General features: G+C 42.7%; 23 protein-coding genes and 2 tRNA genes. 11 read left to right on the top strand and 14 right to left on the bottom strand.

Features of this window, described 5'->3' with window-relative positions:
* Positions 1 to 96: 96 nt before the first annotated feature.
* On the bottom strand, positions 97 to 195 hold the full coding sequence (locus K333_RS13250; protein WP_154653026.1) for a smalltalk protein: 99 nt from the start codon (positions 193 to 195) through the stop codon (positions 97 to 99).
* A gap of 461 nt (positions 196 to 656) precedes the next feature.
* Complete coding sequence (locus tag K333_RS0111265; RefSeq protein ID WP_024990548.1) at positions 657 to 1,781, bottom strand: hypothetical protein; 1,125 nt, start codon at positions 1,779 to 1,781, stop codon at positions 657 to 659.
* 155 nt (positions 1,782 to 1,936) lie between these two features.
* On the opposite strand from K333_RS0111265, the gene K333_RS0111260 reads away from it, so the two are divergent.
* On the top strand, positions 1,937 to 2,797 hold the full coding sequence (locus K333_RS0111260; RefSeq protein WP_024990549.1) for an AraC family transcriptional regulator: 861 nt from the start codon (positions 1,937 to 1,939) through the stop codon (positions 2,795 to 2,797).
* A gap of 416 nt (positions 2,798 to 3,213) precedes the next feature.
* On the opposite strand, the gene K333_RS12530 is transcribed toward K333_RS0111260, so the two are convergent.
* The gene (locus K333_RS12530) at positions 3,214 to 3,525 is read right to left on the bottom strand and encodes a hypothetical protein (protein WP_024990550.1); all 312 of its coding nucleotides are present in this window, start codon (positions 3,523 to 3,525) and stop codon (positions 3,214 to 3,216) included.
* Between the two features lie 161 nt (positions 3,526 to 3,686).
* Here K333_RS12530 and K333_RS0111245 point away from each other — a divergent pair, with 161 nt between their 5' ends.
* Together K333_RS0111245 and K333_RS0111240 are read left to right on the top strand one after the other, a co-directional pair.
* Entirely contained in the window at positions 3,687 to 4,430 is a 744-nt protein-coding gene (locus K333_RS0111245; RefSeq protein ID WP_024990551.1) for a nucleoside-specific channel-forming Tsx family protein, read from the top strand.
* 5 nt (positions 4,431 to 4,435) lie between these two features.
* Positions 4,436 to 4,804, top strand: coding sequence for a hypothetical protein (locus tag K333_RS0111240; RefSeq protein ID WP_024990552.1), 369 nt, complete (start codon positions 4,436 to 4,438; stop codon positions 4,802 to 4,804).
* Between the two features lie 207 nt (positions 4,805 to 5,011).
* Here K333_RS0111240 and K333_RS0111235 read toward each other — a convergent pair.
* The 7 genes from K333_RS0111235 to K333_RS0111205 form a co-directional block, all read right to left on the bottom strand.
* Positions 5,012 to 5,085, bottom strand: a tRNA-Arg gene (locus K333_RS0111235).
* Positions 5,086 to 5,116: 31 nt separating this feature from the next.
* A tRNA-Arg gene (locus tag K333_RS0111230) sits at positions 5,117 to 5,190 on the bottom strand.
* Positions 5,191 to 5,274: 84 nt separating this feature from the next.
* On the bottom strand, positions 5,275 to 6,147 hold the full coding sequence (locus tag K333_RS0111225) for a sigma-70 family RNA polymerase sigma factor (protein WP_024990553.1): 873 nt from the start codon (positions 6,145 to 6,147) through the stop codon (positions 5,275 to 5,277).
* A 260-nt stretch (positions 6,148 to 6,407) separates the two neighbouring features.
* Positions 6,408 to 7,868: an SLC13 family permease gene (locus tag K333_RS0111220; protein WP_024990554.1), complete on the bottom strand. Its 1,461-nt coding sequence runs from the start codon at positions 7,866 to 7,868 to the stop codon at positions 6,408 to 6,410.
* Between the two features lie 180 nt (positions 7,869 to 8,048).
* Positions 8,049 to 8,291: a hypothetical protein gene (locus K333_RS0111215; RefSeq protein ID WP_024990555.1), complete on the bottom strand. Its 243-nt coding sequence runs from the start codon at positions 8,289 to 8,291 to the stop codon at positions 8,049 to 8,051.
* Positions 8,292 to 8,528: 237 nt separating this feature from the next.
* On the bottom strand, positions 8,529 to 9,341 hold the full coding sequence (locus K333_RS0111210; protein WP_024990556.1) for a Cof-type HAD-IIB family hydrolase: 813 nt from the start codon (positions 9,339 to 9,341) through the stop codon (positions 8,529 to 8,531).
* Between the two features lie 4 nt (positions 9,342 to 9,345).
* The gene (locus tag K333_RS0111205) at positions 9,346 to 10,797 is read right to left on the bottom strand and encodes an aminoacyl-histidine dipeptidase (RefSeq protein ID WP_024990557.1); all 1,452 of its coding nucleotides are present in this window, start codon (positions 10,795 to 10,797) and stop codon (positions 9,346 to 9,348) included.
* 99 nt (positions 10,798 to 10,896) lie between these two features.
* Between K333_RS0111205 and K333_RS0111200 the strand changes: the two genes are divergently transcribed.
* The 4 genes from K333_RS0111200 to K333_RS0111185 all read left to right on the top strand — a co-directional run bounded on the left by K333_RS0111200 (position 10,897) and on the right by K333_RS0111185 (position 13,255).
* Entirely contained in the window at positions 10,897 to 11,091 is a 195-nt protein-coding gene (locus K333_RS0111200) for a hypothetical protein (RefSeq protein WP_024990558.1), read from the top strand.
* Between the two features lie 94 nt (positions 11,092 to 11,185).
* On the top strand, positions 11,186 to 11,788 hold the full coding sequence (locus tag K333_RS0111195; RefSeq protein WP_024990559.1) for an OmpH family outer membrane protein: 603 nt from the start codon (positions 11,186 to 11,188) through the stop codon (positions 11,786 to 11,788).
* 34 nt (positions 11,789 to 11,822) lie between these two features.
* Positions 11,823 to 12,473, top strand: coding sequence for an endonuclease III (nth, locus tag K333_RS0111190; RefSeq protein ID WP_024990560.1), 651 nt, complete (start codon positions 11,823 to 11,825; stop codon positions 12,471 to 12,473).
* Between the two features lie 68 nt (positions 12,474 to 12,541).
* On the top strand, positions 12,542 to 13,255 hold the full coding sequence (locus K333_RS0111185; protein ID WP_027452711.1) for a DUF2461 domain-containing protein: 714 nt from the start codon (positions 12,542 to 12,544) through the stop codon (positions 13,253 to 13,255).
* A 4-nt stretch (positions 13,256 to 13,259) separates the two neighbouring features.
* Here K333_RS0111185 and K333_RS0111180 read toward each other — a convergent pair whose 3' ends face one another.
* From K333_RS0111180 to K333_RS0111170, 3 genes are read right to left on the bottom strand one after another with little or no spacing between them, the layout of a single operon-like run.
* Positions 13,260 to 14,159 carry a GYF domain-containing protein gene (locus K333_RS0111180; protein ID WP_024990561.1) on the bottom strand — a complete coding sequence of 300 codons (900 nt, stop codon included), beginning with the start codon at positions 14,157 to 14,159 and terminating at the stop codon, positions 13,260 to 13,262.
* A gap of 44 nt (positions 14,160 to 14,203) precedes the next feature.
* Complete coding sequence (locus tag K333_RS0111175) at positions 14,204 to 15,535, bottom strand: clostripain-related cysteine peptidase (protein WP_024990562.1); 1,332 nt, start codon at positions 15,533 to 15,535, stop codon at positions 14,204 to 14,206.
* 23 nt (positions 15,536 to 15,558) lie between these two features.
* The gene (locus tag K333_RS0111170) at positions 15,559 to 18,264 is read right to left on the bottom strand and encodes a valine--tRNA ligase (protein WP_024990563.1); all 2,706 of its coding nucleotides are present in this window, start codon (positions 18,262 to 18,264) and stop codon (positions 15,559 to 15,561) included.
* Positions 18,265 to 18,717: 453 nt separating this feature from the next.
* Here K333_RS0111170 and K333_RS0111165 point away from each other — a divergent pair, with 453 nt between their 5' ends.
* Positions 18,718 to 19,233, top strand: a complete 516-nt coding sequence (locus K333_RS0111165) for a hypothetical protein (protein ID WP_024990564.1) — start codon at positions 18,718 to 18,720, stop codon at positions 19,231 to 19,233.
* Positions 19,234 to 19,787: 554 nt separating this feature from the next.
* On the opposite strand, the gene K333_RS0111160 is transcribed toward K333_RS0111165, so the two are convergent.
* Positions 19,788 to 20,090: a nitrous oxide-stimulated promoter family protein gene (locus K333_RS0111160; RefSeq protein WP_024990565.1), complete on the bottom strand. Its 303-nt coding sequence runs from the start codon at positions 20,088 to 20,090 to the stop codon at positions 19,788 to 19,790.
* A gap of 231 nt (positions 20,091 to 20,321) precedes the next feature.
* On the opposite strand from K333_RS0111160, the gene K333_RS12525 reads away from it, so the two are divergent.
* The 3 genes from K333_RS12525 to K333_RS0111145 all read left to right on the top strand — a co-directional run bounded on the left by K333_RS12525 (position 20,322) and on the right by K333_RS0111145 (position 25,718).
* Positions 20,322 to 22,304: a family 43 glycosylhydrolase gene (locus K333_RS12525; protein WP_081657264.1), complete on the top strand. Its 1,983-nt coding sequence runs from the start codon at positions 20,322 to 20,324 to the stop codon at positions 22,302 to 22,304.
* The gene (locus K333_RS0111150; protein WP_024990566.1) at positions 22,304 to 23,752 is read left to right on the top strand and encodes a family 43 glycosylhydrolase; all 1,449 of its coding nucleotides are present in this window, start codon (positions 22,304 to 22,306) and stop codon (positions 23,750 to 23,752) included. Before K333_RS12525 ends, K333_RS0111150 begins: the two co-directional genes overlap by 1 nt.
* 121 nt (positions 23,753 to 23,873) lie before the next feature.
* Positions 23,874 to 25,718, top strand: coding sequence for a glycoside hydrolase family 97 protein (locus K333_RS0111145; RefSeq protein ID WP_027452710.1), 1,845 nt, complete (start codon positions 23,874 to 23,876; stop codon positions 25,716 to 25,718).
* Positions 25,719 to 26,154 lie beyond the last annotated feature (436 nt).

The raw sequence follows: 26,154 nt of genomic DNA, 5'->3' as shown, positions 1-26,154 counted from the left end.
ACCCCCGGTTATCTCAGAGGTATCCCCTCCGGGGAATACGTGCAAGCACCGCTCCGTGTATGACCTCTATGGCATCCTCGGGGGATACATGCATTTTCAGCCCCTCATGCAACTGGTGACGCCGAGGGTGGTGGCGATGGCCGTCAAGATGGAGACCACCAGTTGGATAATCGTTTTCCAAGTTTCCTTTTTCATATTTCTGTAGTTTTAATGTTGTTTCTGAATATATAAGACGTAGCTCAGAGACCGAGCACATCGCTCTCCAGTATATCGAGAAGTATATCACACTCGAGACACATACCCCGAAGGGGATGCCTCTGTGATAACCGGGGGTCGCGGAGCGTACCCTCGGATGAAGGATGGCAGTATACTAGTATAGCACCCCGGAGGGGTACACGACCTATGGTAGGGCGATTTTCGGTTATGTTTAAATATCGTTAAATAAATTCCGGAAATTACTCCGTTATCATAATTTTGAGTATTATTACACCTAACATTTTAAATCCTTCATAAGAGTGTAAGATTTTTTCATATATAATTAAAACTATCAAACCGCCAACACGTGAGTGCAGGCGGTTTTTGCGTTTTGCTCGATGATCCTTAACAGAATGTAAGAAAATCTGAGCCCACTTCTTAAAGTGAGCTCAATGATTGAGTTATAAAATGTCTTTGGTATAGCAACGTCGCCTCTTGATATATTGCGGATTCAGATTCTTCCATTGCGAAAGTTCTTTATGGTTATCTTCTAGTTGCGGCCCCGTCTCAGCCCATTTGAAATGTTTCTTCTTATAGATGGGAATGAGATGGTTGAAGAACAAGGAGTTGATTCCTATACCTTGCATATCCGGTCTTACGCCGATGAGCAACATATCGATGCCTTCCTCGTTTTTCAGTTTCAGGCTCTTCAACAGATGCCACCAGCCCAGGGGAAAGAGTTTGCCTTTTGTCTTTTGTAATGCTCTGGACAGACTTCCTATCGTCACGGCCACACCAACGATCTCGTTGTCTTCGTTCACGATTACCGGTACCATGCTCTTGTCGACGATTGGTAAATAGGTTCGGATGAAGGTATCCATCTCTTTGCCTTCTATAGCCGAGAAACCAAAGAGTGGGGCATAGGCCTCGTTGAGTAGTTGGAATACTCTCTTGCCCCAACCTGTGAGGATCTCGAAGGTTGTCATCACGTGGATATGTACCTTGAATCTTTGCTCGACGATGGATGCCACGCGTGCGATACGTTCGGGAACTTCATCGGGCACGTTTACCCTGATCTGTATCCAGTCTACTTGTTTGCGGAATCCCATCTTCTCCAGATGCTTGGGATAGTAGGGCGCATTATATAAGGTGGACATCGAACCTAACTTGTCGAAGTCTTCCAGTAGCATGCCCTCCTTGTCGAAGTCTGTAAGCCCCATTGGGCCTTGGATGGATTCCATCCCATGAGCTTTGCCCCATCGTTCTACAGCAGCAATCAAGGCTTGTGAAACTTCTTCATCATCAATAAAGTCGAGAAATCCGAAGCGTACAACTTTGACGTTCCATTTTCTGTTTGCTTTATGGTTGATGATACCTAATATTCTACCTGCTACTTTATCACCACGGAAGGCAAGAAATGGTATCGTCTCTGCTTCTGAATCATTATGCCGATGATTGACCATGTTCATGATATCGCTCTCCATATCAGGTACATAGTATGGATTGTCTGCATAAAGCATGTTTCCGAATTGCGAGAATAATCGCGCTTCTTGTCTCTGGTTAACTTCTTTAATTTCGACTCTCATTATTTTATATATAAAGTATTGCAAAGATAGAATAAATAATTATAAAAGCCAAATGGTTTTAAGCTTTTTTCAACGTTATAGAACTTGTAGTTTTCATACTTTTAATTTATATTTGTCGCGATAAACCTATTTTTAAAAATTCATTCGCAGAAAATATGGCTATAAATTATGTACAGGATAGAATAGACAAGGGGTGTTTTGTGCCGCAACTCAAAACAGGTTTTTCGTTTATCGACTTGGAGGAGGGTCAGAATTTTACCCCGAGTGATTATTCCAGAAATGCGCTTATTTATTTGTATGAGGGCAGAATCGAAGTCTCTTGTTGTCACGAGGGATTCGTGATAGAGAGTGGACAACTAGCTTTGATGTCGTGCGACGTGAAATATTCGATTCGGGCCGAACAACATACTAGTATGGTAATATTGGGTGTCGTTAAGGTTCTTGCAGAATGTGATTATTTCCAACTTCGTCATCCGACAGAGAGTTATAGTACGCATATCACGTCGTATAAGGACGAGCATGTCTTGGAGTGTGCTCAGTTGGTGAAAAACTTTTATCATCAAGTACGGGAAATTTATCGTTTGGGTGTGTCGTGTATACGGTTGTATCGCGTCAAGGAGGCAGAAATCTTCATGCTTCTTAGAGCTACCATGAGCAACGAAGATTTCTGTCGCTTTATGACTCCTTTCTCGGGTGAGAGAGTTGCCTTTAAGTCAAAGGTTCTGTTGATGGCAGAGAAGCACAACACTGTCAATGCCCTTGCAGATGCGATAGGACTCGATCGTTCCTATTTTCAACGTTTGTTTAAATCAGAATTCGGTAAAACTCCTTCTGATTGGTTGAAGGAGCGTCGTGTAGAGAAGGTTTCCAATTATCTTCGTAGTCATGATGAGCCGCTCAAAGTAGTCGCCTATGAACTTGGTTTCCCGTCTTTGGCAGCCTTAAGTAATTTTTGTAGAAAAGAAATCGGAAAAACAGCTCGGGAGATACAAAATGAGAGTAAAATAGAAGTATGATTTGTGTCTTCTGATTTTGTAAATGTGATATTCCCACGTTTTATGAATAGAAGTTCACAAAAACAAAAATATTTACCCCCGGAATCTATTGCAGATTTCGGGGGTTGCTATTATCTTTGCAATACAACATTTTTAGAGACTAATGTGATGACAGATAGGGAGTTATATAAATATAAAGTGATCTATTCGCATTACATTTTTAAGTTTGGAGTTAAGTATATACAAAGAGGTCTTTCGATAGATTTAGTTTTTTCATTGGTAAGGTAAGTTATAATTATTTAGGTATTCAAACTGCAATGGATCGAGGGGTATTCATTGCAGTTTTTTTATTTAATGATAATTCCGTTAAATTTCTAAATATATTTCTTAAGTTCAATTAAAAGAAAAATCCCTCACTGTGAAGTGAGGGATTTCTTTTATTTCTGGCATTTGTCTTCTACCTTCTGGCATTTGTCGCATTTCTTTGTTTCTGCTTTCTTACACTTGTTTTCTGCTTTCTTACACTTGTTTTCAGCTTTCTTGCATTTCTGTTTAGCCTCTTTACATTTGTCTTCAGCTTTTTTGCATTTGCCACACTTATCTTCTTTGTTCTTGTCGCAGCACTTTTTATCAGCCTTCTTGCAGCATTCTTTCTTTACTGGTTGGTCTTTTACTTCTTGGGCATTGGCTACTGTTGCCATGCTTATTGTAGCTACAAAGAGAGTAGCTATCATCATCATTTTTTTCATATTCAATATGTTTTTTAAAATTTCAAGAGTAAAGATATCATTAGTTCTCCGAAATAGCAAATATTATAGAGAAAATTAATATTTTTCTAATATTCGTAACGAGAATTTATAAAAAGATTGCTAACTTTGCACAAACATTAAACTGAACAATCAAGTAATATATGAAAAGAATTAGTTTGCTATTTATTTTTCTTTTGATGCTTACATCGTCGATGGTGGCTCAGAATATACAGGTGCATTATGATTTGGGACATTCCCTATATCAGGATCTTGACACGCGCCCTAGTGTTACTACCACGGTAGAACTCTTTAAGCCTGACAGATGGGGCAGCACTTATTTCTTTACGGATATTGACTATCAGCGTGATGGCGTGGCTGGCGCATATTGGGAGGTTTCTCGTGAGTTTAATCTCTCTAAGAATAAGCAATGGGCTGCTCATGTAGAGTATAATGGTGGTATTTCTAGTAATGAGTATACATGGCAGGCTACTCGTTTTCAGCATGCTGTGCTTGCTGGAGGAGCATGGAACTGGCATTCTACTGATTTTTCTAGGACTTTCTCGGTGCAGGCGATGTATAAGTATTATTTCAAGAATCGTCATTATAATGCTCATCCTTTCAGTGGGTTCCAACTTACTGAGGTGTGGGGTGTATCGTTTGCTCATAAGCTCTGTACTTTCTCAGGTTTCTGTGATGTGTGGTATAATCCTAATGTCAATGGTAAACTTATTGTGCTGAGTGAACCTCAGTTTTGGTTTAACCTTAACACCTTGAAGGGGTGGAATGACATCAACCTGAGCTTGGGTTCTGAGGTGGAGATTTCCAACAACTTTGTATGGAACGATAATGGACAAAATAATAAATTCTATGCTATTCCAACAATAGCAGTTAAATGGACTTTTTAAGATACATGGGTAGAAATAAGTTTTCGCAACATGAATTTGAGCAGATTGCCAAACTTTTGAAAATGAAAAATTCGGCTAATCGTGCTCAGCAGAAGTTGATTCGTCACGATCTGCGTGTGAATTATGAATTCAATATCTCTGATTTCAATGAACCTGGTAAGGCTTTTGGTGAGAAGGAGTTGCATGATGCGCTTTACCGTGGTGCCATCCGTATCCTCGATGATGCCACGATAGAGTCGATGAAGGCTAAGCGTGCGCGTGATAAGACTCGTGATGAAGCTTTACGTGAAAAGGAGGCTATCGAAAGTGGTGAGCAGACTGATTGGAAGGAGGCCTTGAAGGAATGGAATGATTGGGAGAAGTCTCAGAAATAGGGCTTTCCTTTGCAATATTTATCGATGGTGTGGGTTCTTTGAACTCACTTCCATTGATTTCTATAGAATAAAATAATCGTTTACTGAGAGATGGGTTTGATGAATAGTGCTTATCTCCCCAGATAAGAAGAATAGATCGATTACTACAAGTTGTGATTGATGATAGAAAACAAAAAGAGTTCGAACAAATGTCCGAACTCTTTTTTGTGACTTCGCTGGGATTCAAACCCGGAACCTCTTGATCCGTAGTCAAGTGCTCTATTCAGTTGAGCTACGAAGCCATCCTTGTATAATTGCCTATCTCGAAATTTGTGACTTCGCTGGGATTCAAACCCGGAACCTCTTGATCCGTAGTCAAGTGCTCTATTCAGTTGAGCTACGAAGCCTTATTTCTTTTAAGCGAGTGCAAAGGTAGGAAGATTTTCTGAAACTACCAAACTTTTTTCGAAGTTTTTTCAAAAAATCTTGTTTTACCCTAGATATTTCATCAGAATCTTAGCGTTTCCACTTTCACGAATCTTGGCAATGCTCTTTTCGCGAATTTGTCGAACGCGCTCACGAGTAAGTCCAAACTCTTCACCAATTTCCTCCAAGCCTTTCTCGTGGCAACCAATACCGAAGCAAGCCTTCAGAATCTTAAGTTCTCGGTCTTTGAGTACACCTTTCAATACTTTGTCAAGGTCCATGGTCATACTCTCAAAGTCAACCTGACGGTCGGTTCTTGAGTCGCTGCCACTGGCCAATACGTCGGCCATGCTATTGTCGTCATCATCACCAAAAGGTGCATCAATACTCATATGATGTGAGTCGGCATTCAAACTCTGTTCAATTTTCATCTCGTCCATGTCAAGAATCTCTGCAAGTTCCTGAACAGAAGGACGGCGGTTGTGCTCCTGAACGAATTTGCTTGTGGCCTGACTGATTTTGCTTACAGCGCCAACTTGGTTAAGTGGTAATCTTACGATTCGACTTTGTTCTGCGATAGCTTGCATGATGCTTTGTCGTATCCACCATACAGCATAAGATATAAACTTGAAGCCTCGGGTTTCATCAAATTTCTCTGCAGCCTTGACCAGACCAATATTGCCTTCATCGATAAGGTCGGTAAGCGAAAGACCTTGATGTTGATACTGTTTGGCAACAGAAACTACAAATCGCAAATTAGCTCTTACCAATTTTTCCTTTGCGCGCTCGCCTAATCTTCCTCCTTTTCGAATTTGTTCGGCGAGCTCTATCTCCTCGTCGACAGAAATCATAGGTTCACGTGCAATCTCTGCGAGATACTTGTCTAGTGCCTCGCTTGAACGGTTTGTAATACTTCTGTTAATCTTTAATTGTCTCATTCCCATTACCTCGCGTTTCTTTATATATAAATCCTATTGATGATACTAATTTTTTTGATAGCGGATGCAAAAATAACAAAAATATATGAATATCTTGTCAAATAATCGGAATTTCTTTTGTATTCTCGCAATTGCACTTTATGGATAACTCGCATTATTATCTTTTATTGTATGGTTAAAGATTTTTTTTCTTGCACATAACAAAAGAAGGCAGAAAAATGACTTTCCTGCTTTCTTATGTGGATGTATGTTAAATCAAACTATAAAATTCCTAATTTGCAGAATACGATGAGTACGCTATATCCGATGATCATGCTGATAACGCCTACTATGGAACCTGCCTTGGCCATATCTTTCTGTTCGATGAGCCCGGTGGAATAGGCAATGGCATTAGGTGGTGTTGAGATTGGAAGCATCATCGCGCAACTTGCTGCTATTGCGATTCCGATGATTATAGTGGGTGTACCGCCGATGGTAGATAGTTTATCTCCCATACCATGACATACCACCGTTAGGATTGGGATGAGAAGTGCTGCTGTGGCGGTATTTGAGATAAAATTACTTAAGAGATAACAGATAAGTCCGCTCATGATAAGGATGATGATTGGATTAAAGTGAGAGAACGGAATACTCTTCACGGCATTTTCTGCCAATCCGGTACCATTCATGGCCAATCCGAGAGCAAAACCACCGGCTACCATCCAGATGACTTCCCAGTCGATATCTTTCAAGTCTTCTGATGTGATGACGCCTGTAAACGCAAACACGGCGATAGGAAGCATGGCTACGGTGTTTGCGTTGATACCAAACAAATCCTTGCCGAAAATCCATAACAGGATGGTTACGAGGAATGTGATGGCTACAATCCATGTACGCCAGTTCCATTCTGTGTCACCGCTGATTTCGAGTTCAATAGTTTTCTTTGCGAAAGGGAAGAGCTTTTTTACGATATACCAAGCTACGATGAGCATGACGAAGACCATTGGTACCATGATGGCCATCCATGTATGGAAACCGATGTTCATGCCGAGATCACCGAGTGTCTTATAGGCAAAAGCATTTGGAGGTGTACCGATAGGTGTTCCCATACCACCGATGTTAGCTCCGATGGGAATTGCCATGGTTAGTGCGATACGGCCTTTGCCGCTGGCAGGGAGCGATTTGAATACAGGTGTAAGGAAAGTGAGCATCATTGCTGCTGTCGCAGTATTTGAGATAAACATAGAGAAGATGCCGGTGATAAGTATGAATCCCAGCAATACATTCTCTGATTTCTTGCCAAATGGTGCAATCATAGCCCGAGCCATCTTTACGTCGAGGTTGCTTTTTGTTGCTGCTATTGCAAGGATGAAACCTCCTAGGAAGAGAATGATCGTAGGGTCGGCAAAACATGCCATTACGCCCTGATAGTCGAGGAGTTTGCCAGCAGAACCCTCAGAACCTTGAAGAAAGTTGAAAGCCGAATCACTTACACAGAAGAGTAATACAAAGATGATGGTTACAGAAGTCGCCCATGCGGGGATTGCCTCTGTGAGCCATAATAAGACAGCCATAACGAAGATGGCAATTACTCGTTGCTGTACAATGGTGAGGTTATCAATACCAAACCAGTCGGTAGGCATATTCCAGATGAAAAGTGTAAGCAAGGCTACGATGAGGAACATCACACCCTTACGCTTGTTGAAATCGCCTGTAAGTACTTTCTCTACGGGATTTTCCATGTTTTAAATTATTTGGGTTAATATAAAATGTGTTAGTTTCATATCGTAAAAAAGCAAAAATAGCACTTTTTTTGCGAATAAAAAAATAAATTGCTAGAAAAATGCTATTTTATTTTGACTCGGCAAAGCTACACATGAGTTGCCGATATATATCATTGTAAGGTGCCTTTTCAAAGACACTTAGTTCTTTGCTTTCTTCTTTTCTTCATTTTTCATGTTTTTGATGTTTTTTAGAATGGTGTCATCTAGTTCGTTTATCTCCATTTCTCTACCCAAATGTTCGTGAACTAAGATACAGCCTAAGATAATAGCTAAAATAGAAATCACAAAATGATCGTCTATTCCGTTTGCAATTCTTTCAAAGATAACAAATCCAAAGAAAAAACTACACGTTATTAATATGAATTTCGCAAATATTCTCATGTCTTTAGTCAATCTATTCGCAGAAGCGAGTTGATGATTTAGTGTACTAATCTCAAAGAGTTATATTGCAAATATAGATATTTTTTTCTAATTGGTTACTTTTTTTGTAGAAAAAATATTAAAAAAGTAACAAAATAATAATGTCGGAAGAACTCTTTATGAGCTTGTTCCGACATTTTGAACAATTTTATTCATGAAGAGATTATCGAATGATAATTCACAACAGAATCAATATGACTATGCGTTCAGAATAAATTTCTCTACAACATGAGCCACTCCGTCCTCTTCATTAGAATATGTGATGTAATCTGCAGAATCCTGTACTTCGCGTGAAGCATTTGCCATAGCGACACCCAATCCGGCAAATTCTATCATACTCTTGTCATTGTATCCGTCACCACAAGCGATAATCTCATCACGGGTGATTCCCAAACTACCAATCAATCTGTTTAGTGATTGTGCCTTATCGATACCCAAAGGTACACATTCAAGGAAGAAAGCTGCCGAACGATAGATATTCATTTTGCCCTCCATTTGGTGAGCTAATTCCAATTCCAATTCGTGTAATGGGGTAGGGTCGCCCACAATAAGACATTTATTGATAGGATATTCTATCTGATTCAGGAAATCATCGTAAAGTGTTACAGGCATTTTATTGATAAAAGCCTCTTCCAGAACATACTTGTTATCTTTTTCAGTAGCCGCGATACCCTCGCCCTGATAAGTAAGAATCTGCATGCCAGCCTTCATGGCCGCATTGTAGAGTGTAGGCACGAGTTCTTCATCGAGTTTCTGTTCGAACACCACCTTACCTGATTCACAATCAGTTATCTTTCCTCCGTTAAAGGCTAGGATAAAGCCGCCATGCTTCTCTATCTCAAGTTCATCAGCAAGTTTGGTGATGCCATAGGTAGGTCGTCCTGAAGCCAATACCACCCTAATACCAAGCGACTGCGCCCTCATGAGCGCAGTCTTGGTTTTAGGAGTGATTTTCTTCTTATCGTTGGTAAGTGTGCCGTCTAAGTCGAGCACAATCATCTTATATTTCATCAGCTTAGTCGATATTCTTCAAGATGAGAAGTAGATGATCCCATACCATCTGAACAGTAGGGATAAGAAGTTTCTCATCCGGTGTATGAACATTGCGGAGAGTAGGGCCAAAACTTACCATGTCGAGTTCTGGATATTTCTCGCTGAAGAGTCCGCACTCAAGACCAGCATGGATACCGAGAACCTTAGGTTCCTTATTGAAAAGCTTCTTGTAAGCTTCTACCGTAATCTTGACAAGTTCGCTGTTTGGATTCATCTTCCATGCAGGATAGCCATCGTTTTGCAGAACCTCAGCGCCAGCCAACTCAAATGTTGCACGTATAGAGTTGCTCATGTTCTTGAGGTTGCTCATTACGTTAGAACGCTGGCTACTTACGATTTCAGCTTTATCCTCGCCGGTTGCGATACTTGCCACATTGCTAGAAGTTTCAACCATCCAAGCGATGGCCTCGTCCTGACAGTTAGTCAAAGGACCGTTGTCTACTGCCTGTAATGCAAGAATCAAATTGTGAGAAACCTGCTTTGGCAATACGGTCTGAGCATCTGCACTAGCTAAGTTCCATACCATGTTGGTATCAGTAACATGGAACTCATCCTCAACATCCTTAGAGAAGACATTCCAGTCTGCCTTTACCTCCTCTTTCTTATCTGCTGGTACAGCGAAGAGAATCTTACCATCACGAGGAATAGCATTGTGCATCTTACCAGAATTCCATTGAGCGAGGCGTAAATCCATCTTGTCCTGCTCCAAGTAAAGGAAACGAGCCATAATCTTGATAGCATTAGCACGCTTCTTGTTGATGTCATCACCAGAGTGACCACCGTTCAAACCTTTGACAGAAGCCTCCAGGAAGAAGTAATCCTGAGGTGCATCTTCACGCCTATAGTTGAAAGTAGCTACAGTGTTGATACCACCGGCACAACTTACGAAAATCTGACCTTCATCCTCAGAGTCGAGATTGATAAGATACTTACTCTGCATGAAACCGCTCTTCATACCGAAAGCACCTGTAAGACCAGTTTCCTCATCGCGAGTGAAAACACACTCTACAGGACCGTGCTCAATGTCGTTGCTAGCAAGAATAGCAAGTTCTATAGCACAGCCAATACCATCATCAGCACCTAGAGTAGTACCCTTAGCGCACAGCCATTCCCCTTCGATATAAGTTTGGATGGCATCCTTATGGAAGTCGAAATCTACGTCCACGAGTTTGTCGCAAACCATATCCATATGGCTCTGCATAGCTACCATAGGTTTGTTCTCGAAACCAGGTGTGGCAGCTTTACGAATGATGACATTACCGGTTTCGTCGACGATAGTTTCAAGATTATGTGATTTTCCGAATTCTTTAAGATACTCAATCATATTCTCCTCATGCTTAGAAGGGCGAGGAATCTGGTTGATTTTAGCAAACTGCTCAAAGACACAAGCAGGTTTTAAATCCTTTTTCTCCATTTTATTACTTTATTTAAGTTATTTTATTTTGTCAATTTGCATAAAAACACTATCTTTGCGGTGTTAATTGTCTGAAAAGTCATTGCAAAAGTAATAAAAATGTTAGAAACTCTACTATTAAGCGTGTTAATAATTGCTATCAGTATAGCTTTACTGTCTGTGAAATTATTATTCAAGAAGAACGGCAAGTTCTCCTCACAGCATGTACATGACAATCCTGGGTTGAGAAAGCAAGGAATCCATTGCGTTATCGACCAGGACAAAGAGGCTCGGGCAGAGAACAGAGCTTATTAGGATTGATGCCTTGCGAAGGCAATTCTATAAATGAGAGATTCTATAGATAAACGATTCTAAATCAATTAAGTATAAAAATTAAGTTTAAAATACAATGAAGAAAAACATTTTTGGAACATTGGCATTTGCCGCAGTTGCAGCGCTTGCCATGACATCATGTAACAAATCACAGCCACAAGTAGAACCTGCATCAGAAACTGCCAAGGCTCCTGCTAATCTTAAAATCGCTTATGTTGAGGTTGATTCAATCATGACTCAGTACACATTTGCTAAAGAGTATTCTGATCTTCTCCAGAAGAAGAGTGACAATATCCAGAAGACTATCGCCAATAAGGGTAATCAGCTTCAGGCTGCTGCAGCAAACTTCCAGCAGAAAATTCAGCAGAATGCTTACACCCGTGAGCAGGCAGAGGCCATTCAGGCTAATTTGCAGCGTCAGCAGGCTGATCTTCAGGGCTTGCAGCAGCGTTTGGGCAATGAGTTCCAGGCAGAAACTGCTAAGTATAACAAAGCTCTTCATGACAGTATTGCCAATTATCTGAAGGCATACAATAAAGATAAGAAATATAGTATCATCCTGAGCAAGAGCGGTGACAATCTGCTTTATGCTGATAAGGCTTACGACATCACCAACGACGTTATCGCTGGTCTGAACAAAGCTTACAAAGGTGGCGTTGCAACTGCTGCTAAGAAGTAAGAGGTAAGCATAATTATCCCTTGTGGATTTTGATATGACAAGAAAAGAAAGATACCAGGTAATACTGGATTATTTCGAGAAGGCGCTACCAAATGTAACTACCGAACTACATTTTGGTAGCGCTTTTCAATTATTGGTGGCTACGCTGCTTAGTGCCCAATGCACGGATAAACGTATCAACGAGGTAACACCAGCTCTTTTTGCCCGTTATCCCGATGCACACAGTATGGCTCAAGCCGAAGTAGAAGATGTGTTAGAATATGTGCAATCGGTGAGCTATCCCAATGCCAAGGCAAAGCATCTCGTAGCGATGAGTCGTATGCTGGAGAGTGATTTTCATGGCGAAGTGCCCAGCGATCCCAACCTGTTGGTCAAGTTACCTGGGGTAGGAAGAAAGACGGCGAATGTTGTTCAGGCGGTATGGTTTGGCAAGGCCACGATGGCCGTCGATACCCACGTATATCGAGTAAGTCATCGTATGGGACTGGTTCCTGCTGATGCCAACACTCCCCGCAAAGTAGAAGACTATCTGATGCAGCACATCCCCGAACAAATTATTCCCCAAGCCCACCATTGGCTGCTGCTTCATGGACGTTATGTTTGCAAAAGTCTGCATCCGATGTGTGAGAAGTGTGAATTTGAGAAGATCTGTCCGAAACTCATCAAAGATTCCAAACTCAGATAGTCAGCTCTTGCCTCTTAGGAAGAACATTACATGGATTTTTTCATTTCATAAATTATATATTTAAGAGAATGGATACAAAGAGAATTATCAAATACCTACGTCAGATTGCTGCCAACAACAATCGAGATTGGTTCTATGAACACAAAACTGAATATGATGCTTGTCGCGAAGAATTCAAGAAAGGTGTGGCAGCAGCAATTGCCAGAATTTCCACTTTTGATGAATCGATAGCCCATCTCACCCCAAAAGACTGTATCTTCCGATTTAATCGTGATATCAGATTTTCCCAAGACAAATCACCGTATAAAACCCATTTTGGTGCTTACATCAGTGCCAAAGGGAAGAAGAGTCTGCACGCAGGTTACTACATCCATATAGAACCAGGTAATTGTCTGGTTTCTGCAGGTGCCTATTGGTTGCCTACCAATATCCTTACAGCCATGCGCAATGATATCATGGGGCGTATTGACAAATGGAGAGAATGTGTAGAGAACGGACAGTTTGTAAGCTATTTCGGATATGCCAATGAAGGAAAGTGGACGTGGAATGGTGAGATCTCCGAGAAAGGTTTTGGCATAGACCACCTAAAAACCTGTCCGAAAGATTTTCCACGTGACTATGAACACATCGAATATCTTCGAATGAAGGATTATTGTGTATGGCGTGTTGTTCCAGACGATTTCTATGCACAAAAAAAATGGCTTGACGAATTTGAGAAATACTGCAAAGTCGCCAAGCCAATGATGGATTTCACTAATGAGGTGATAGATGATTATGAATAATCATTTAGAAGAGGTCAAGGATTTTATCGATAATCTTATTGATTGTCGATGAATCTGTCACCTCGTCGATTTTCTTATCTAGTTTTTCGGTGACCTTTTTGCTGACCTTGTCGCTTACCTGTCCAGCCACCTTTTCTACCTTATCTTCCAATTTCTTTTCGCTGCCGTCTTCATCTACATCTGTCTTGTCGTCATTATCACTTTGGGCATCCACCTCAGAGTTGTCATCATCAGCATCATTGCTGTCGACTTTCGTTTTCTCGTTTTGCAGAGCCTTCAGAATATCGTCATCGTTAGCCGTGTACACCTTTCCGAGGAAGCCGAAAGCCACGGTATGCTCCTCATCATTAAACTCTACTGTAGACTTAGAGAAGATGATATAGTTGTGATAATCCAACATATCGTTGAGTGCTACATTGATGAGATTACCGGTGATCATGCGAGTGAAGGCACCGATGCATTTAGAGAAAAGATCATCATTATTATCAGAAGTAGCCTTAGTGATGGCCTCGTTCAATTCTGTCTTGATGGCATTCATATGCTGGTCACGATCAGGATTAGTGAAAGCCATAATCAACAAGAAGAAGGCGATGATACCACCAATTACCAACCATAGTTTGTTACCCTTCTTAGGTTGTTCCTGAGCAGGTTGCGCATTCTGCTGCAAAGACTGAGGGATAGGTGGCATCTGTGTTGTTTGTTGAGTGTGTGTAGCCTGGTATTCTTCAGAAGGAACATAAGTACCATCAAGGATTGGACGTAATTCTTCAATTTTCCAAGCAGGAGTCCAATCCGTAAGCGACTGGTTCCATACAAGCGTTTCCGATGTTATCTTCTTCTCATTAAGCAAGTCAAGCGTAAAAGGGCCCGCCTGCTGACCATTTTCTATAATAAAATATTCCATTAGTTAATTGTTTATTTCAAAATTCTGTTTAGTCATAAATTGGTCTAATGCGTAGCTTTCCACCATGCAGTCTTCTCTTTACCGATCAGAGCAACAGGGTGAACAGAGAAATCACTCAAAGTAATACCATTGAATTTCTTCACCTCGAAAGGTGCAGAGCGAAATATAGACAGATTAGTATATAAATAAGGTGTAGACTTTTTAGCTACCACCATCTCATTGAAAGTCGTGCAGAAATTCGTGTACAGATTATCACCGTTAGCTTTGGTGATGCTGACACCATTCATGTCATACAAATGATCTACATAATCTTTCATGTCGAAGAACAATCCTGGTCGATCCAGCGTAAACATACCGTCAAGGCATTGAATGCTGTCGCGAAGCGAATCAGGCAGAGTATATTTCTTGTTGATCTCCTTCATGATGGCCGCCATATCCTCAGTCTTTCGGCAGTCGATGGCCGCGATAGAACCATATGGACTCGAATAGTTGGTATAGAAAGCATTGAAAGCATTTACCATCCCCGAGTAAGAAGGGTTGCTGCCATGCATACTGCTCCACATCGAACGATAAGGCATCCCGAATGCCATCACCTCACTTGTGCTGGCTACCATGAAGTTCGTCACATCTCTTACCTGATAAGCAATCTCCATATTACACATATAGCAGTCATCGAAGAGCAAGTATTGCAGTTTGTGTCTGAATCCCACAGGATAAGTAATCTCGTTGAGCGCCATCTTGAGTCCTTCTGCCAAAGTCTCAATGTTTACACCATATTGCTGAATACCCTCATACTTGCTCACACTACCATAGAACCTCGTATCATGGAAGTAGAGTTCATCGTAGAGAGATGTTCCCCCCAGTCTCCAATAACGATCGCCCTTTACCTCAGAAGGATAGTTCACCCAATCCTCCTTGTAAGTCCAACCGCTGCCATGACAGCCGATAGTCATCGCATAGTTGAGAGCAGGTGCATACTTAAAAGCGTCACCCACGATCTGCGCGATACCGTTGCTTGATGTGAATCCATTTCCAGAATACATTTGAATCGTATCTGCAATGCATCTGTTGTTTCCATACTTGATTTCATACAAACAACCCCGTTGCGGTCTATCATTGATGTACACCAGTATGCGGCATCCATTCGTTCCCTTGTTTTTTACGATAGCCGCTTCCACAGAATCAATATTATCAAGGAAAAAACGGTATAATCCACTGCTGCCACCCGAAACATCCCCTGTCCAAGGCAGATACATCAGTATCGTCTGTTGAGTATACTTCTCTTCGATAGAAACAGAAGAATCCTCGTCGGAGCAAGATGTTGCACCAACGAGGATTACCAATACTCCTATTATAAAATATAGGATTTTCTTCATATATGTAATAATCTATTTCACTATTACTTCTTCTTGAGCTCAGCAATTGTGTCCTTCAGGGCAGCAATCTTTTCAAGAGAGTCGCTTTCCTTTTTGCGTTCGCGTGCAACGACAGCCTCAGGAGCATGAGCCACAAAGTTTTCGTTGCTTAGTTTCTTGCGAACACTCATTAAGAAGCCTTCGAGGTGTTCCAGTTCTTTCTGAGCTTTTTCCAATTCAGCCTCTACATCGATCAAATCACCTACAGGTACGGCATATTCATCCGTGCTTACCATGAAGCCACTGGCGTCGGCAGTCTTCTCTGCTACCACGTTGATAGCCTTCAAGTTAGCCATCTTCAAGATCACTTCGTTGTAAGCCTCGAATTTATTTTCGCCGACAGCCTGCAGTTCGAGTTGCTCTTTTGGAGCGATATTCTTTTGGTTGCGAACGGTACGAACACCACTCACAATCTGTTTTACCAATTCCACATCAGCCGTCAACTTCAGGTCATCAGCACTAGGAGTAGGCAACTCGAGTGTTGCACGCATGATACTTTCCCCCTCCTTGCGATCATAGATATGCTGCCAGAGTTCCTCGGTGATGAACGGCATGAATGGATGCAACATCTTGAGCAGCGCATCAAAGAACTTCAAAGTAGCCTCGTAAGTAGTCTTGTCGATAGGCTGAGCCTCACCGTTGATATAAGCAGGTTTTACCATCTCCAGATACCAGCTAGAGAACTCATCCCAGAAGAGTTTGTAAACGGTCATCAGCGCCTCAGAGATACGATACTCCTTAAACTGCTTTTGCATCTCATCGTTCACCTCTTTCAGTTTGGCCTCAAACCAAGCTACTGCAGTCTTGTTGCACAAAGGTTGTTCGATGTCTGCTGTATTCCAACCCTTAACCAGTCGGAATGCATTCCATATTTTATTGTTGAAGTTACGACCCTGTTCGCACAAGCTCTCGTCGAAGAGAATATCGTTTCCGGCAGGTGCAGCAAGCATCATACCCATACGTACACCATCAGCACCATACTTTTCGATGAGTTTCAAAGGATCAGGAGAGTTACCAAGACTCTTGCTCATCTTTCGTCCCAACTTATCGCGAACGATACCTGTGAAGTAAACATGCTTGAAAGGCATCTTGCCACGATATTCATAGCCGGCCATGATCATACGAGCCACCCAGAAGAAGATGATATCCGGACCCGTTACCAAGTCAGCAGTAGGGTAGTAATAGTTGATTTCCTCATTGTCAGGATTGTTGATACCATCGAAGAGAGAGATAGGCCAGAGCCATGAAGAGAACCATGTGTCGAGGGCATCCTCGTCCTGTTGTAAATCTTCAGCCTTCACGGCAGGGTTTTTCTGTTGAGCCAACTTCAGAGCTTCCTCTGCAGTTTCTGCTACGACAACCTCATTCTTGCCTTCAGCATTCTTAAAGTAGTAAGCAGGGATGCGATGACCCCACCACAGCTGTCTACTGATACACCAGTCCTTGATGTTCTCGAGCCAGTGGCGATAAGTATTCTTATATTTCTTAGGATAGAATTCGATGTCGTCATCCATCACAGGGCCAAGAGCGATGTCAGCGAAGTGCTGCATCTTCAAGAACCACTGTGTACTTAGTTTTGGTTCGATAGGCACATTGGTGCGCTCAGAGAATCCCACCTTATTATCATAGTCCTCGATTTTCTCCATCAAACCAGCATTCTGCAAGTCGATGGCAATCTGTTTGCGCACGTCCATACGATCTTGACCGACATACATGCCGGCAGCTTCAGAGATAGTACCATTGTCATTGAAGATATCGATGGTTTCCAATCCGTGCTTCAAGCCCAGAGCGTGGTCGTTGATATCGTGAGCAGGGGTTACCTTCAAACAACCGGTACCAAACTGAATATCCACATAGCTATCCTCAATGACAGGGATGGTACGGTTTACCAATGGTACAATGACGTGTAGTCCCTTGAGCCAAGTATTCTTCACATCCTCTGGGTTGATACACATCGCAGAGTCACCCATGATGGTCTCAGGTCGAGTTGTAGCAACAACAGCATAATAACCCTTCTCGTCCTTATGCATCACGTTGCCCTCATCCTTGCGCTCAATCTTGTCCTGGTCCTCAGATGCTACATAATATTTCAGATAGTAGAGTTTAGAGTGCTCATCCTTGTAGATTACCTCTTCATCAGACAGAGCCGTCTGAGCCTGAGGGTCCCAGTTTACCATGCGTACACCGCGATAGATGTAGCCCTTGTTATATAGGTCGACGAACACCTTGATAACACTCTTAGAACGAGTCTCGTCCATGGTGAAACCTGTGCGGCCCCAGTCACAAGAGCAACCGAGTTTGCGCAACTGCTTCAAGATGATGCCGCCATGTTCGCGAGTCCAGTCCCAAGCATGCTCCAAGAATTCTTCACGGCTGAGGTCAGTTTTCTTGATACCTTCCTGCGCCAGTTTATTTACCACTTTAGCCTCCGTAGCGATAGAAGCATGGTCGGTACCAGGTACCCAACAAGCATTTTTGCCTTCCATGCGCGCTCTGCGCACGAGGATATCCTGTATAGTATTGTTCAGCATGTGTCCCATGTGCAGTACACCAGTGACGTTAGGAGGAGGGATTACCACCGTATAAGGTTCACGTCCGTCTGGTTTTGAACTGAAAAGTTTGTTGTCGAGCCAGTACTCATACCATTTCGACTCAACTTCTTTAGGGTCGTACTTACTTGCTAATTCCATTTCTTTATATCATTTTAATTTCTATTCTTTTCTTCATTTATGGAAATGAGGTAAACTCATGATGCCACAATTCGCTGCAAATTTAAGAAAATTCTTTTTAAATAAGGAGAATTTATTAAGAAATCTTTTCGGAAAGCAACCGATTAAGTAATTATACGTTGTATGGTGTGTGCCTAAATTTGTTTCTTGTCTCCCGTCAGAATCGTAGAAATACCCGGTTGGTTAGCCAAGCACGCAGACGGCGAAAACGCCATCAAATTTTCCGCAAAGTGAAAAAGTGTGTTTTTTATTTGGAACTTTCATGTTTTTTTCTTATTATTGCGATTGTAAACAGTAATTTCCTAATTAACAACGGGATAACGTATACAGGATAGCTTGCATAGGCAGCAGATCTATAGCAAAATAATATCTTATTACTAATTTCTTTATTACTAACTAACTATTTTTTGACTTATGAAAAAGTTTTATTTATCAGCTACTCTTGTGTTAGGTATGGTATTAGGTTCAATGGCTTTGGTGGCTTGTAGTAATGATGAGGATAACGGGACAATAGCATGGCAAGGAACACCGTCAGTGACAACCAATCAAATTGAAGGCATGTGGTATAGTGTCGATAATTCCGACGAAACATTATCTGTAGACGCAGTTTACATTGAGTCGAATGGAAATTGTATATTTGGAGAATATGTGGCTCAAGCCAAGAACAATTGGGCAAAGGAGACGTATCTTCATAATACGATGTGGACATTGGACAGGGGCAATGTCATAATAGCCATAAATTCGTATGAGGGCAGGAAGGTTATTCAGGCCGATGTTCTAGATTTGGCGGGGAACACCATGCGCGTGAAACGTTATTGGGATAATGGGCAGACAGATGTTGTTAATTTTGTTGCCATAAGTAGTATTGCTGCGGCAGAACACGTATTCAGTACGTTGCTGGAAGCAAAACAGGCTGAAAAAGAATTATAACCAGTTTGATCTTACGTTAAGATAAAAAGAAACTCTTATACGTGTTCGGCGTATAAGAGTTTTTTATGTGTGTTATCAGTGGCATTGCACTTGCAAGTTGAATTCAGGAAAGTTTAATGAATTTTAATTTCCTTAAATTTCAACCGAAGATAAGTGCTCATAATTCGCAAATTCAGAATTCGTGACGGTTTAATTATGAATATCAAAATTATGAGCAAAATGTAGCCAACTGATAATCAGATAGTTATACATTTCGCTCTAATTTGTTCATCGAAATATACTGGGATTATCAGCATTTTTAGTTAACTGCGTAAGGCTACAGACCTATTCGCGTGAACTTACGAAGTTAACTGCGTAAGCCGATGCAGTTAACTTCATACGGAAGCTCAACTTCTTGAGAATGAGTTTTGGGGTGTTTTAGAGCTTGTTAGGTTCTAGTTTGTTCTAGAACGAGCCCAAAACAGCACATGATTTCCTTTAACAATTCCCAAGTCAAAGTTTAAAGATTACAAAATATTCCTTCGGGATGCCTTCGGGATTTTGTCGTAATCATACTATCTCATTTCGCGCCACAAATGGCGGAGGGTAGCCAAAGGATGATGCCACAACATACGAGGTCCCGCATATATCATCACACGGCGCATCCGTTCACGCATCTCAGGTTTATAACAATGTACAGGGCAAACCTTACAGGTGGTCTTGTTTTCACCAAATTTGCAATGGTCGAGGCGGAAATGGGAATATTCTAAAAGCGTGCGACATTCTTCACAAAGTCCTTCGCGTGTATGATGGTTGCCATGGCAATAGATTTCCACCATCTGACGAACGGTACGTTTGTCCTCTTCTATTCTTGACATATATTTATTTTTTTATTATCACTAATAAGAGTTGCAAAAATACAATTTATTTGCCAATATTCGTCTCTGTTCACAAAGAAAAAACTCGCATATTACCCCAAGAAGAAGACATACAGAGGCATATTTAGACTTTTGTATCAAGAATGAAACATTTGTGAAAGAATTTGAGAAGATTTGCAAAGTAAATTCAACGCAAATTCTATACCTTTGCATACGAAATTAAATAATAGTATGAAACACAAAACAACTAACAACTCGAAAAAACGAACGATAGGCTTAATGCTCGCTGGCATTGCGCTTTCTGTTCAGGCACAGAACCCGATCATCTCGGGACAATTTACTGCCGACCCTACAGCAAGGGTTTTCAACGGCAAGGTATATCTCTATCCTTCACATGACATCCCTGCACCGGAGGGACAGCAGCAAGACTGGTTCTGCATGGCAGATTATCATGTTTTCTCTTCCGACGACCTCGTGAACTGGCACGATCATGGCGTAATCGTCGACCAGAAAGATGTGCCTTGGGGCAAGCATGATGGCTATTCGATGTGGGCGCCCGACTGTGTCTATAAGAATGGTAAATATTATTTCTTTTTCCCTAACGTACCGAGGGACGGACGTGGCTTCAATATCGGTGTGGCTACAGCCAGTAACCCTACCGGACCGTTCTCCTGTGAAAGTCAACCAATCAAGGGACTCATGGGTATAGACCCTTGTGTATTGCTCGACGATGATGGCTCGGCCTACATCTACTGGGGCGGCATGGGATTGCGTGGCGCCAAACTGAAAGAGAGCTTGACAGAACTGGATGGCGAACAGAAACTGATGGAGGGATTGCCTGATGGTTTCAAAGAAGGGCCTTTTGTCTTTAAAAATAAAGGAAAGTATTATCTCACCTTCCCTTGGGTGCGAGAGAAAAACGGTACCGAGACCTTGGCCTACAGTATGAGCGACCATCCGCTAGGACCATGGCAGTTTAAAGGCATTATCATGAAGGAGCATGCCAACGGATGCTGGACCAACCATCACAGCATCGTTAACTATAAGGGTCAATGGTATCTCTTCTATCATCATAATGACTATTCGCCTAAATTCGATAAGAACCGCTCTGTCTGCATCGAGCGTCTCTACTTTAATGCAGACGGAACGATACAGGAAGTTAAATCGACTATGCGCGGTGTAGGCATCAATAAGGCTACAGACAGAATCCAAGTAGATAGATATTCTTGTGCCAGCAATGATGTACAGACAGAATATGTAGATACTACCGATTATTTCCTAGGCATGGATGCTATGCTCAAGAATAAAGGAAGTTGGATAAAATACGAGGGTGTTGACTTTGCCTCCGTTCATGACGGATACGTTATGGTCAGCGTAAAAGCTGCTGAGAATACGGAGATTGCTATTCGTGAGAAAAGTGCCGATGGTAGGGTGATCGCACGCGTGCCGATCATCGTGAAGAGTGGACAGGGAATGTTTAAGCGCGACCTTAGTAATCAATGGTTAACACTCACAGTACCATTGTCTTATCAGCCACAGGGAACAATAAACCTTGTAGTAACATGTGAAGATAGACCAGCAAGTATCGACTGGTTGCAATTCAAGAACCGACCTAAATATTTTGCACCTGCTCAGACTCAAAGTATTTCTCCGGATAGTGAAGGCTTTATCCGCCGTTGGATGATGCTCGAACCAATCAAACAAGATGTGCAGTCGAATGTCATTTTCACGGATTCTTATCTCGATAAGGCTTTCAACAAGACTTATTTTAAAGGTCAGATGACGGCCTTGCCTAAGGCAGGGAAAAGTGAGAAGGTAGGTACACAAAATCTGAAGTGGCATGCCTTGGATAGTGAGAACTTCAACGTGAAACTCTTCAGATTCGCCGAGAAATATGGTGATCAAACTTATGGCTCGCTCTTTTGGGCTTACACCATCATCGACTGTCCTAAGGGCTTGAAGAATGTGCGTTTAGCAGCGGGCAGCAACGGAGCCTCTTCATGGTGGCTCAACGGTAAACAGGTGTTGATGCTCTCGGGTGACAGAAGAATGGTGGAGGATGATGGTATGTCGGCTCGTATCAATCTGAAACCGGGACGTAACATTCTGCGCGTGGCCGTCATCAACGGACCGGGACTCAGCGACATGTGTGTACGCTTCATCGACGAGAATGGAAAACCTATCACTAATCAATATACGATAACCTTAAAATAATGAAAAAACTTTATACGATTCTTGCGGCCCTTGCTTTGGCGGCAACAGCGGAGGCACAGATTGGTGCCCCTTATATTCACGACCCTTCTACTATTGCAGAGTGTGATGGTAAATATTATACATTTGGTACGGGTGGAGGCGGTCTCATCAGTGATGATGGATGGTCGTGGCATAGTGGGGCAGAGCGTCCCGGTGGCGGTGCAGCCCCCGATGTCATGAAGATAGGTGACCGCTATCTCGTAATCTATGGTGCTACCGGTGGCGGTCTTGGTGGCGGTCACAATGGTAGGATTCTTACGATGTGGAACAAGACCTTAGATCCAAAATCTCCTGATTTTAAATTCACTAAACCTATTGAAGTATGCGCTTCTGATGGAATGGAAGACCAAGATGCCATTGACCCTAGTTTGCTGATAGATCCTAATACGGGCCGGTTGTGGGTAAGCTATGGCACCTATTTTGGAACGATTCGTCTGATTGAACTCGACCCACGAACAGGTGAGCGCATAAAGGGAAACAAAGAGAAAGATATTGCCATCGACTGCGAGGCCACCGATCTCATCTATCGTGACGGGTGGTTTTATCTGCTCGGCACTCATGGCACCTGTTGCGATGGCGTGAATTCTACCTATAATATAGTAGTGGGACGTTCTAAAAATGTCGAAGGTCCGTATGTCGATAACGTGGGCAGAGATATGTTCCATGGTGGCGGGCGCATGGTGATAGCAGCGGGCGGCAGAGTATGTGGTCCTGGTCACTTCGGTAGAACCGTCATCGACGAAGGTGTAGAAATCATGTCATGCCATTATGAAGCCGACTTTGATCGTAGCGGAAGAAGTGTGCTGGGCATCCGACCATTGCTCTGGAAGAATGGATGGCCTGTAGCCGGTGAAGAATTCAAGGGCGGTACCTTTGAGATTGAGTCGGAACGTCGTGGATATGCTTTAGAGTTGGCCGTGGATTTCGTACGCATCCCACAGGAACGAGAGGGATTCTGGAACATGGATCTGAGTAAACCGCTTAGAAAGATTCCGGCACAGCAACTCGCTGATGTAGAGGCAGGTTGGCCTAAGGGTGATATTGCTATACGCTGTGGTGACTATATGTTCCGTCCTCATCAGCGCTGGACGATCACGCCTGTTCCCGAGAAGGGCGGTTATCTGATTAATCCGTATTTCAAGATTACCATCGAGGGCACTCAGCGCGCGCTGACGGCTACGGACGGCAAAGAACTTACCGCATCACCGGTATATACGGGGGCTGACAACCAACTATGGCGTATCGAACAACTCGTCGATGGCACATATCGCATCATGCCGAAATCTATTCCAGGTATGGAGGGTGACAATAAGAGATATTGTATCTATTCTGCCGGCGATAGTACGCCGACATTGGCCGAATATGATTTCTCGAGCGATAATTCAAAATGGAATCTGCGTAATCATTAATTTGCGATGATAGCATCATACAAAGGCTTCTTGTTCTCACGACAAGGAGCCTTTTTGTATGATTAATTTGCGATTTTCAATAAAAAAGTGTATTTTTGCCAACTGAAATAAATCAACCATCATGAAAAAAATACAATTATTAGCACTACTAATCTTAACAAGCCTTTCTGCCTTGGCGCAGGTGGCTAAGTCGCCGAATGGAAAAATCGTAGCACGATGGGATAAGAATAAACTCGTCGTCTGCTATGATGGCAAGATGATGACGGAGATTTCTGATTTCGGACTACAGACTTCTGACGAAGACCTTACAAGTCTTACTTTTGTTAACATCTTTGATGGAAAGGAATTCGAAGTCAACTATGATATGATAGAAGGCAAAAAGTCGCATATTTCGAAAAAAGGACACGGATATTCTATGTTGTTTCACAATGCAGAAGGCAAGAAAGTGGAAGTGGCCTTGCAGATGTTCAACGATGGTATCGCCTTCCGCTACGAAACCCGTTTCGCTCGTCCTACGGTGGTGAAAGATGAACAGACTCGATATCTCATCGCCGATGGCACTCGCCGATGGATTCAGAAATATACGGATGCTTACGAACAGTTCTTCCCACTCGCTACCGATGGTAACGATGCGAATACACATTGGGGCTATCCGGCACTTGTGGAACCGCAGCAGGATGCTTTTGCGCTATTCACTGAAGCCAACATAGAAAGTGAGCATAGTGCCTCTTCGCTTGATAATGCCGGACAGCGTGACCAATACCGCGTAACTTTGGGACGCTCCGACAAACAGGTTTCGGGCAAATGGCATTCTCCATGGCGCGTGGTCATGCTAGGTACGCTGAAAGACATCGTTGCATCGACATTGGTAACAGATGTGAGTAAACCTTGTGAGATCCTGAACACGAAGTGGATAAAACCCGGTGTGGTTTCATGGATCTATTGGGCATATAATCATGGCAGCAACGACTATAACATCATCAAGAAATATGTGGATATGGCCGTGACGCTACATCTGCCTTATGTGCTCATCGATGCGGAATGGGACGAGATGAAAGATGGCTATACGATAGAAGATGCTTTGAAATATAGTCTCAGCAAGGGCGTGAAACCGATTATCTGGTATAATTCTACGACGGGATGGATTGATGGTGCTCCAGGACCGAAATACCGACTCAACGATCCGGAGAAGCGCGAAAAGGAATTTGCGTGGTGTGAGAAGATGGGTGTTAGTGGTGTGAAAATCGACTTCTTCGATGGTGATACGCAGGCTACGATGGAATACTGTATCGATTTGCTGAAAAGTGCTGCCAAACATCATCTGCTAGTCAACTTCCATGGCGCTACGATTCCGCGCGGATGGCAACGTACGTTTCCTAACTTGGTATCAACGGAGGGCGTGTATGGTGCCGAATGGTATAATAATCGCGGTGATCTCACAAGTCGTGCTGCTGCACATAATGCCACTTTGCCTTTCACCCGTAATGTGGTGGGGCCAATGGATTATACGCCATGTACTTTCTCTGATTCACAACATCCGCATATTACGACGGATGCACACGAGTTGGCACTCACCATACTTTTTGAATCCTCTTTGCAGCATCTGGCCGATCGTCCGGAAAGTTATCTTGAACCTAAGCGAAAGGTGGAGCAAGCGCTGTTCGGTTATCTTCCAACGACATGGGATGATACCCGACTTTTGGCGGGTTATCCTGGCGAATATGTGGTAATGGCACGTAGAAAGGGACAGAAATGGTTTATTGCCGGTATCAATGGTAAAGACGAGAAACAAACGCTGAAAATCGACCTCAAGGCTCTGAATCTACCAGCTGAGAATTATATCCTCGTGACGGATGCCGGTAAGGGGTTGGACTTGAAATCACAAATCGTCAATACCCATGATCTGCCTGCTGCCGTGGAATGTAGTGCGCGAGGTGGTTTCCTCATCATTCCTCAGGGGATGTAACGATATTTTCAACTAGGTTTCCTTTTCATATTTCTGTAGTTTTAATGTTGTTTCTGAATATATAAGACATAGCTCAGAGACCGAGCACATCGCTCTTGAGATACATACCCCCGAGGTTTCCCATCCGAGGGATAGTCGATATGCCTATCTGTGTGCATACCTCGGAGGGGTTGTCGCTGTGATAACCGGGGGTTGCGATAGCAGACCCTCGGTATGTATGATGGTCTGTGTGAGTGCACCCCGGAGGGTGTGCCCGTCCTGCGTCTGTCATAGCTCGTGTACCCCTCTGGGGTGCTATGAGGTATGCTGTCATCCTTCCTCCGAGGGTACGCTTCGCGACCCCCGGTTATCTCAGAGGTATCCCCTCCGGGGAATATGTATAATATGAACTGCTGTGTATGTCTTCTGCACATCCTCGGGAGGGATATGCATAGCA

Origin of the sequence: Segatella albensis DSM 11370 = JCM 12258 (assembly GCF_000426565.1) — a bacterium.
Classification (GTDB): Bacteria; Bacteroidota; Bacteroidia; order Bacteroidales; family Bacteroidaceae; genus Prevotella; species Prevotella albensis.
The sequence above is the reverse complement of the archived record's forward strand: the minus strand, read 5'-3'. Positions and strand labels throughout refer to the sequence as shown.

What these genes read in the sequence shown, in the direction of transcription:
- K333_RS0111180 (WP_024990561.1), bottom strand. Translation starts at nt 14,159, where the DNA reads ATGGAATATTTTATTATAGAAAATGGTCAGCAGGCGGGCCCTTTTACG.
- K333_RS0111145 (WP_027452710.1), top strand. Translation starts at nt 23,874, where the DNA reads ATGAAAAAAATACAATTATTAGCACTACTAATCTTAACAAGCCTTTCT.
- K333_RS0111150 (WP_024990566.1), top strand. Translation starts at nt 22,304, where the DNA reads ATGAAAAAACTTTATACGATTCTTGCGGCCCTTGCTTTGGCGGCAACA.
- K333_RS13250 (WP_154653026.1), bottom strand. Translation starts at nt 195, where the DNA reads ATGAAAAAGGAAACTTGGAAAACGATTATCCAACTGGTGGTCTCCATC.
- K333_RS0111160 (WP_024990565.1), bottom strand. Translation starts at nt 20,090, where the DNA reads ATGTCAAGAATAGAAGAGGACAAACGTACCGTTCGTCAGATGGTGGAA.
- K333_RS0111210 (WP_024990556.1), bottom strand. Translation starts at nt 9,341, where the DNA reads ATGAAATATAAGATGATTGTGCTCGACTTAGACGGCACACTTACCAAC.
- nth (WP_024990560.1), top strand. Translation starts at nt 11,823, where the DNA reads ATGACAAGAAAAGAAAGATACCAGGTAATACTGGATTATTTCGAGAAG.
- K333_RS0111245 (WP_024990551.1), top strand. Translation starts at nt 3,687, where the DNA reads ATGAAAAGAATTAGTTTGCTATTTATTTTTCTTTTGATGCTTACATCG.
- K333_RS0111260 (WP_024990549.1), top strand. Translation starts at nt 1,937, where the DNA reads ATGGCTATAAATTATGTACAGGATAGAATAGACAAGGGGTGTTTTGTG.
- K333_RS0111175 (WP_024990562.1), bottom strand. Translation starts at nt 15,535, where the DNA reads ATGAAGAAAATCCTATATTTTATAATAGGAGTATTGGTAATCCTCGTT.
- K333_RS0111200 (WP_024990558.1), top strand. Translation starts at nt 10,897, where the DNA reads ATGTTAGAAACTCTACTATTAAGCGTGTTAATAATTGCTATCAGTATA.
- K333_RS0111170 (WP_024990563.1), bottom strand. Translation starts at nt 18,264, where the DNA reads ATGGAATTAGCAAGTAAGTACGACCCTAAAGAAGTTGAGTCGAAATGG.
- K333_RS0111165 (WP_024990564.1), top strand. Translation starts at nt 18,718, where the DNA reads ATGAAAAAGTTTTATTTATCAGCTACTCTTGTGTTAGGTATGGTATTA.
- K333_RS0111265 (WP_024990548.1), bottom strand. Translation starts at nt 1,781, where the DNA reads ATGAGAGTCGAAATTAAAGAAGTTAACCAGAGACAAGAAGCGCGATTA.
- K333_RS0111195 (WP_024990559.1), top strand. Translation starts at nt 11,186, where the DNA reads ATGAAGAAAAACATTTTTGGAACATTGGCATTTGCCGCAGTTGCAGCG.
- K333_RS0111240 (WP_024990552.1), top strand. Translation starts at nt 4,436, where the DNA reads ATGGGTAGAAATAAGTTTTCGCAACATGAATTTGAGCAGATTGCCAAA.
- K333_RS12530 (WP_024990550.1), bottom strand. Translation starts at nt 3,525, where the DNA reads ATGAAAAAAATGATGATGATAGCTACTCTCTTTGTAGCTACAATAAGC.
- K333_RS12525 (WP_081657264.1), top strand. Translation starts at nt 20,322, where the DNA reads ATGAAACACAAAACAACTAACAACTCGAAAAAACGAACGATAGGCTTA.
- K333_RS0111215 (WP_024990555.1), bottom strand. Translation starts at nt 8,291, where the DNA reads ATGAGAATATTTGCGAAATTCATATTAATAACGTGTAGTTTTTTCTTT.
- K333_RS0111225 (WP_024990553.1), bottom strand. Translation starts at nt 6,147, where the DNA reads ATGAGACAATTAAAGATTAACAGAAGTATTACAAACCGTTCAAGCGAG.
- K333_RS0111220 (WP_024990554.1), bottom strand. Translation starts at nt 7,868, where the DNA reads ATGGAAAATCCCGTAGAGAAAGTACTTACAGGCGATTTCAACAAGCGT.
- K333_RS0111205 (WP_024990557.1), bottom strand. Translation starts at nt 10,797, where the DNA reads ATGGAGAAAAAGGATTTAAAACCTGCTTGTGTCTTTGAGCAGTTTGCT.
- K333_RS0111185 (WP_027452711.1), top strand. Translation starts at nt 12,542, where the DNA reads ATGGATACAAAGAGAATTATCAAATACCTACGTCAGATTGCTGCCAAC.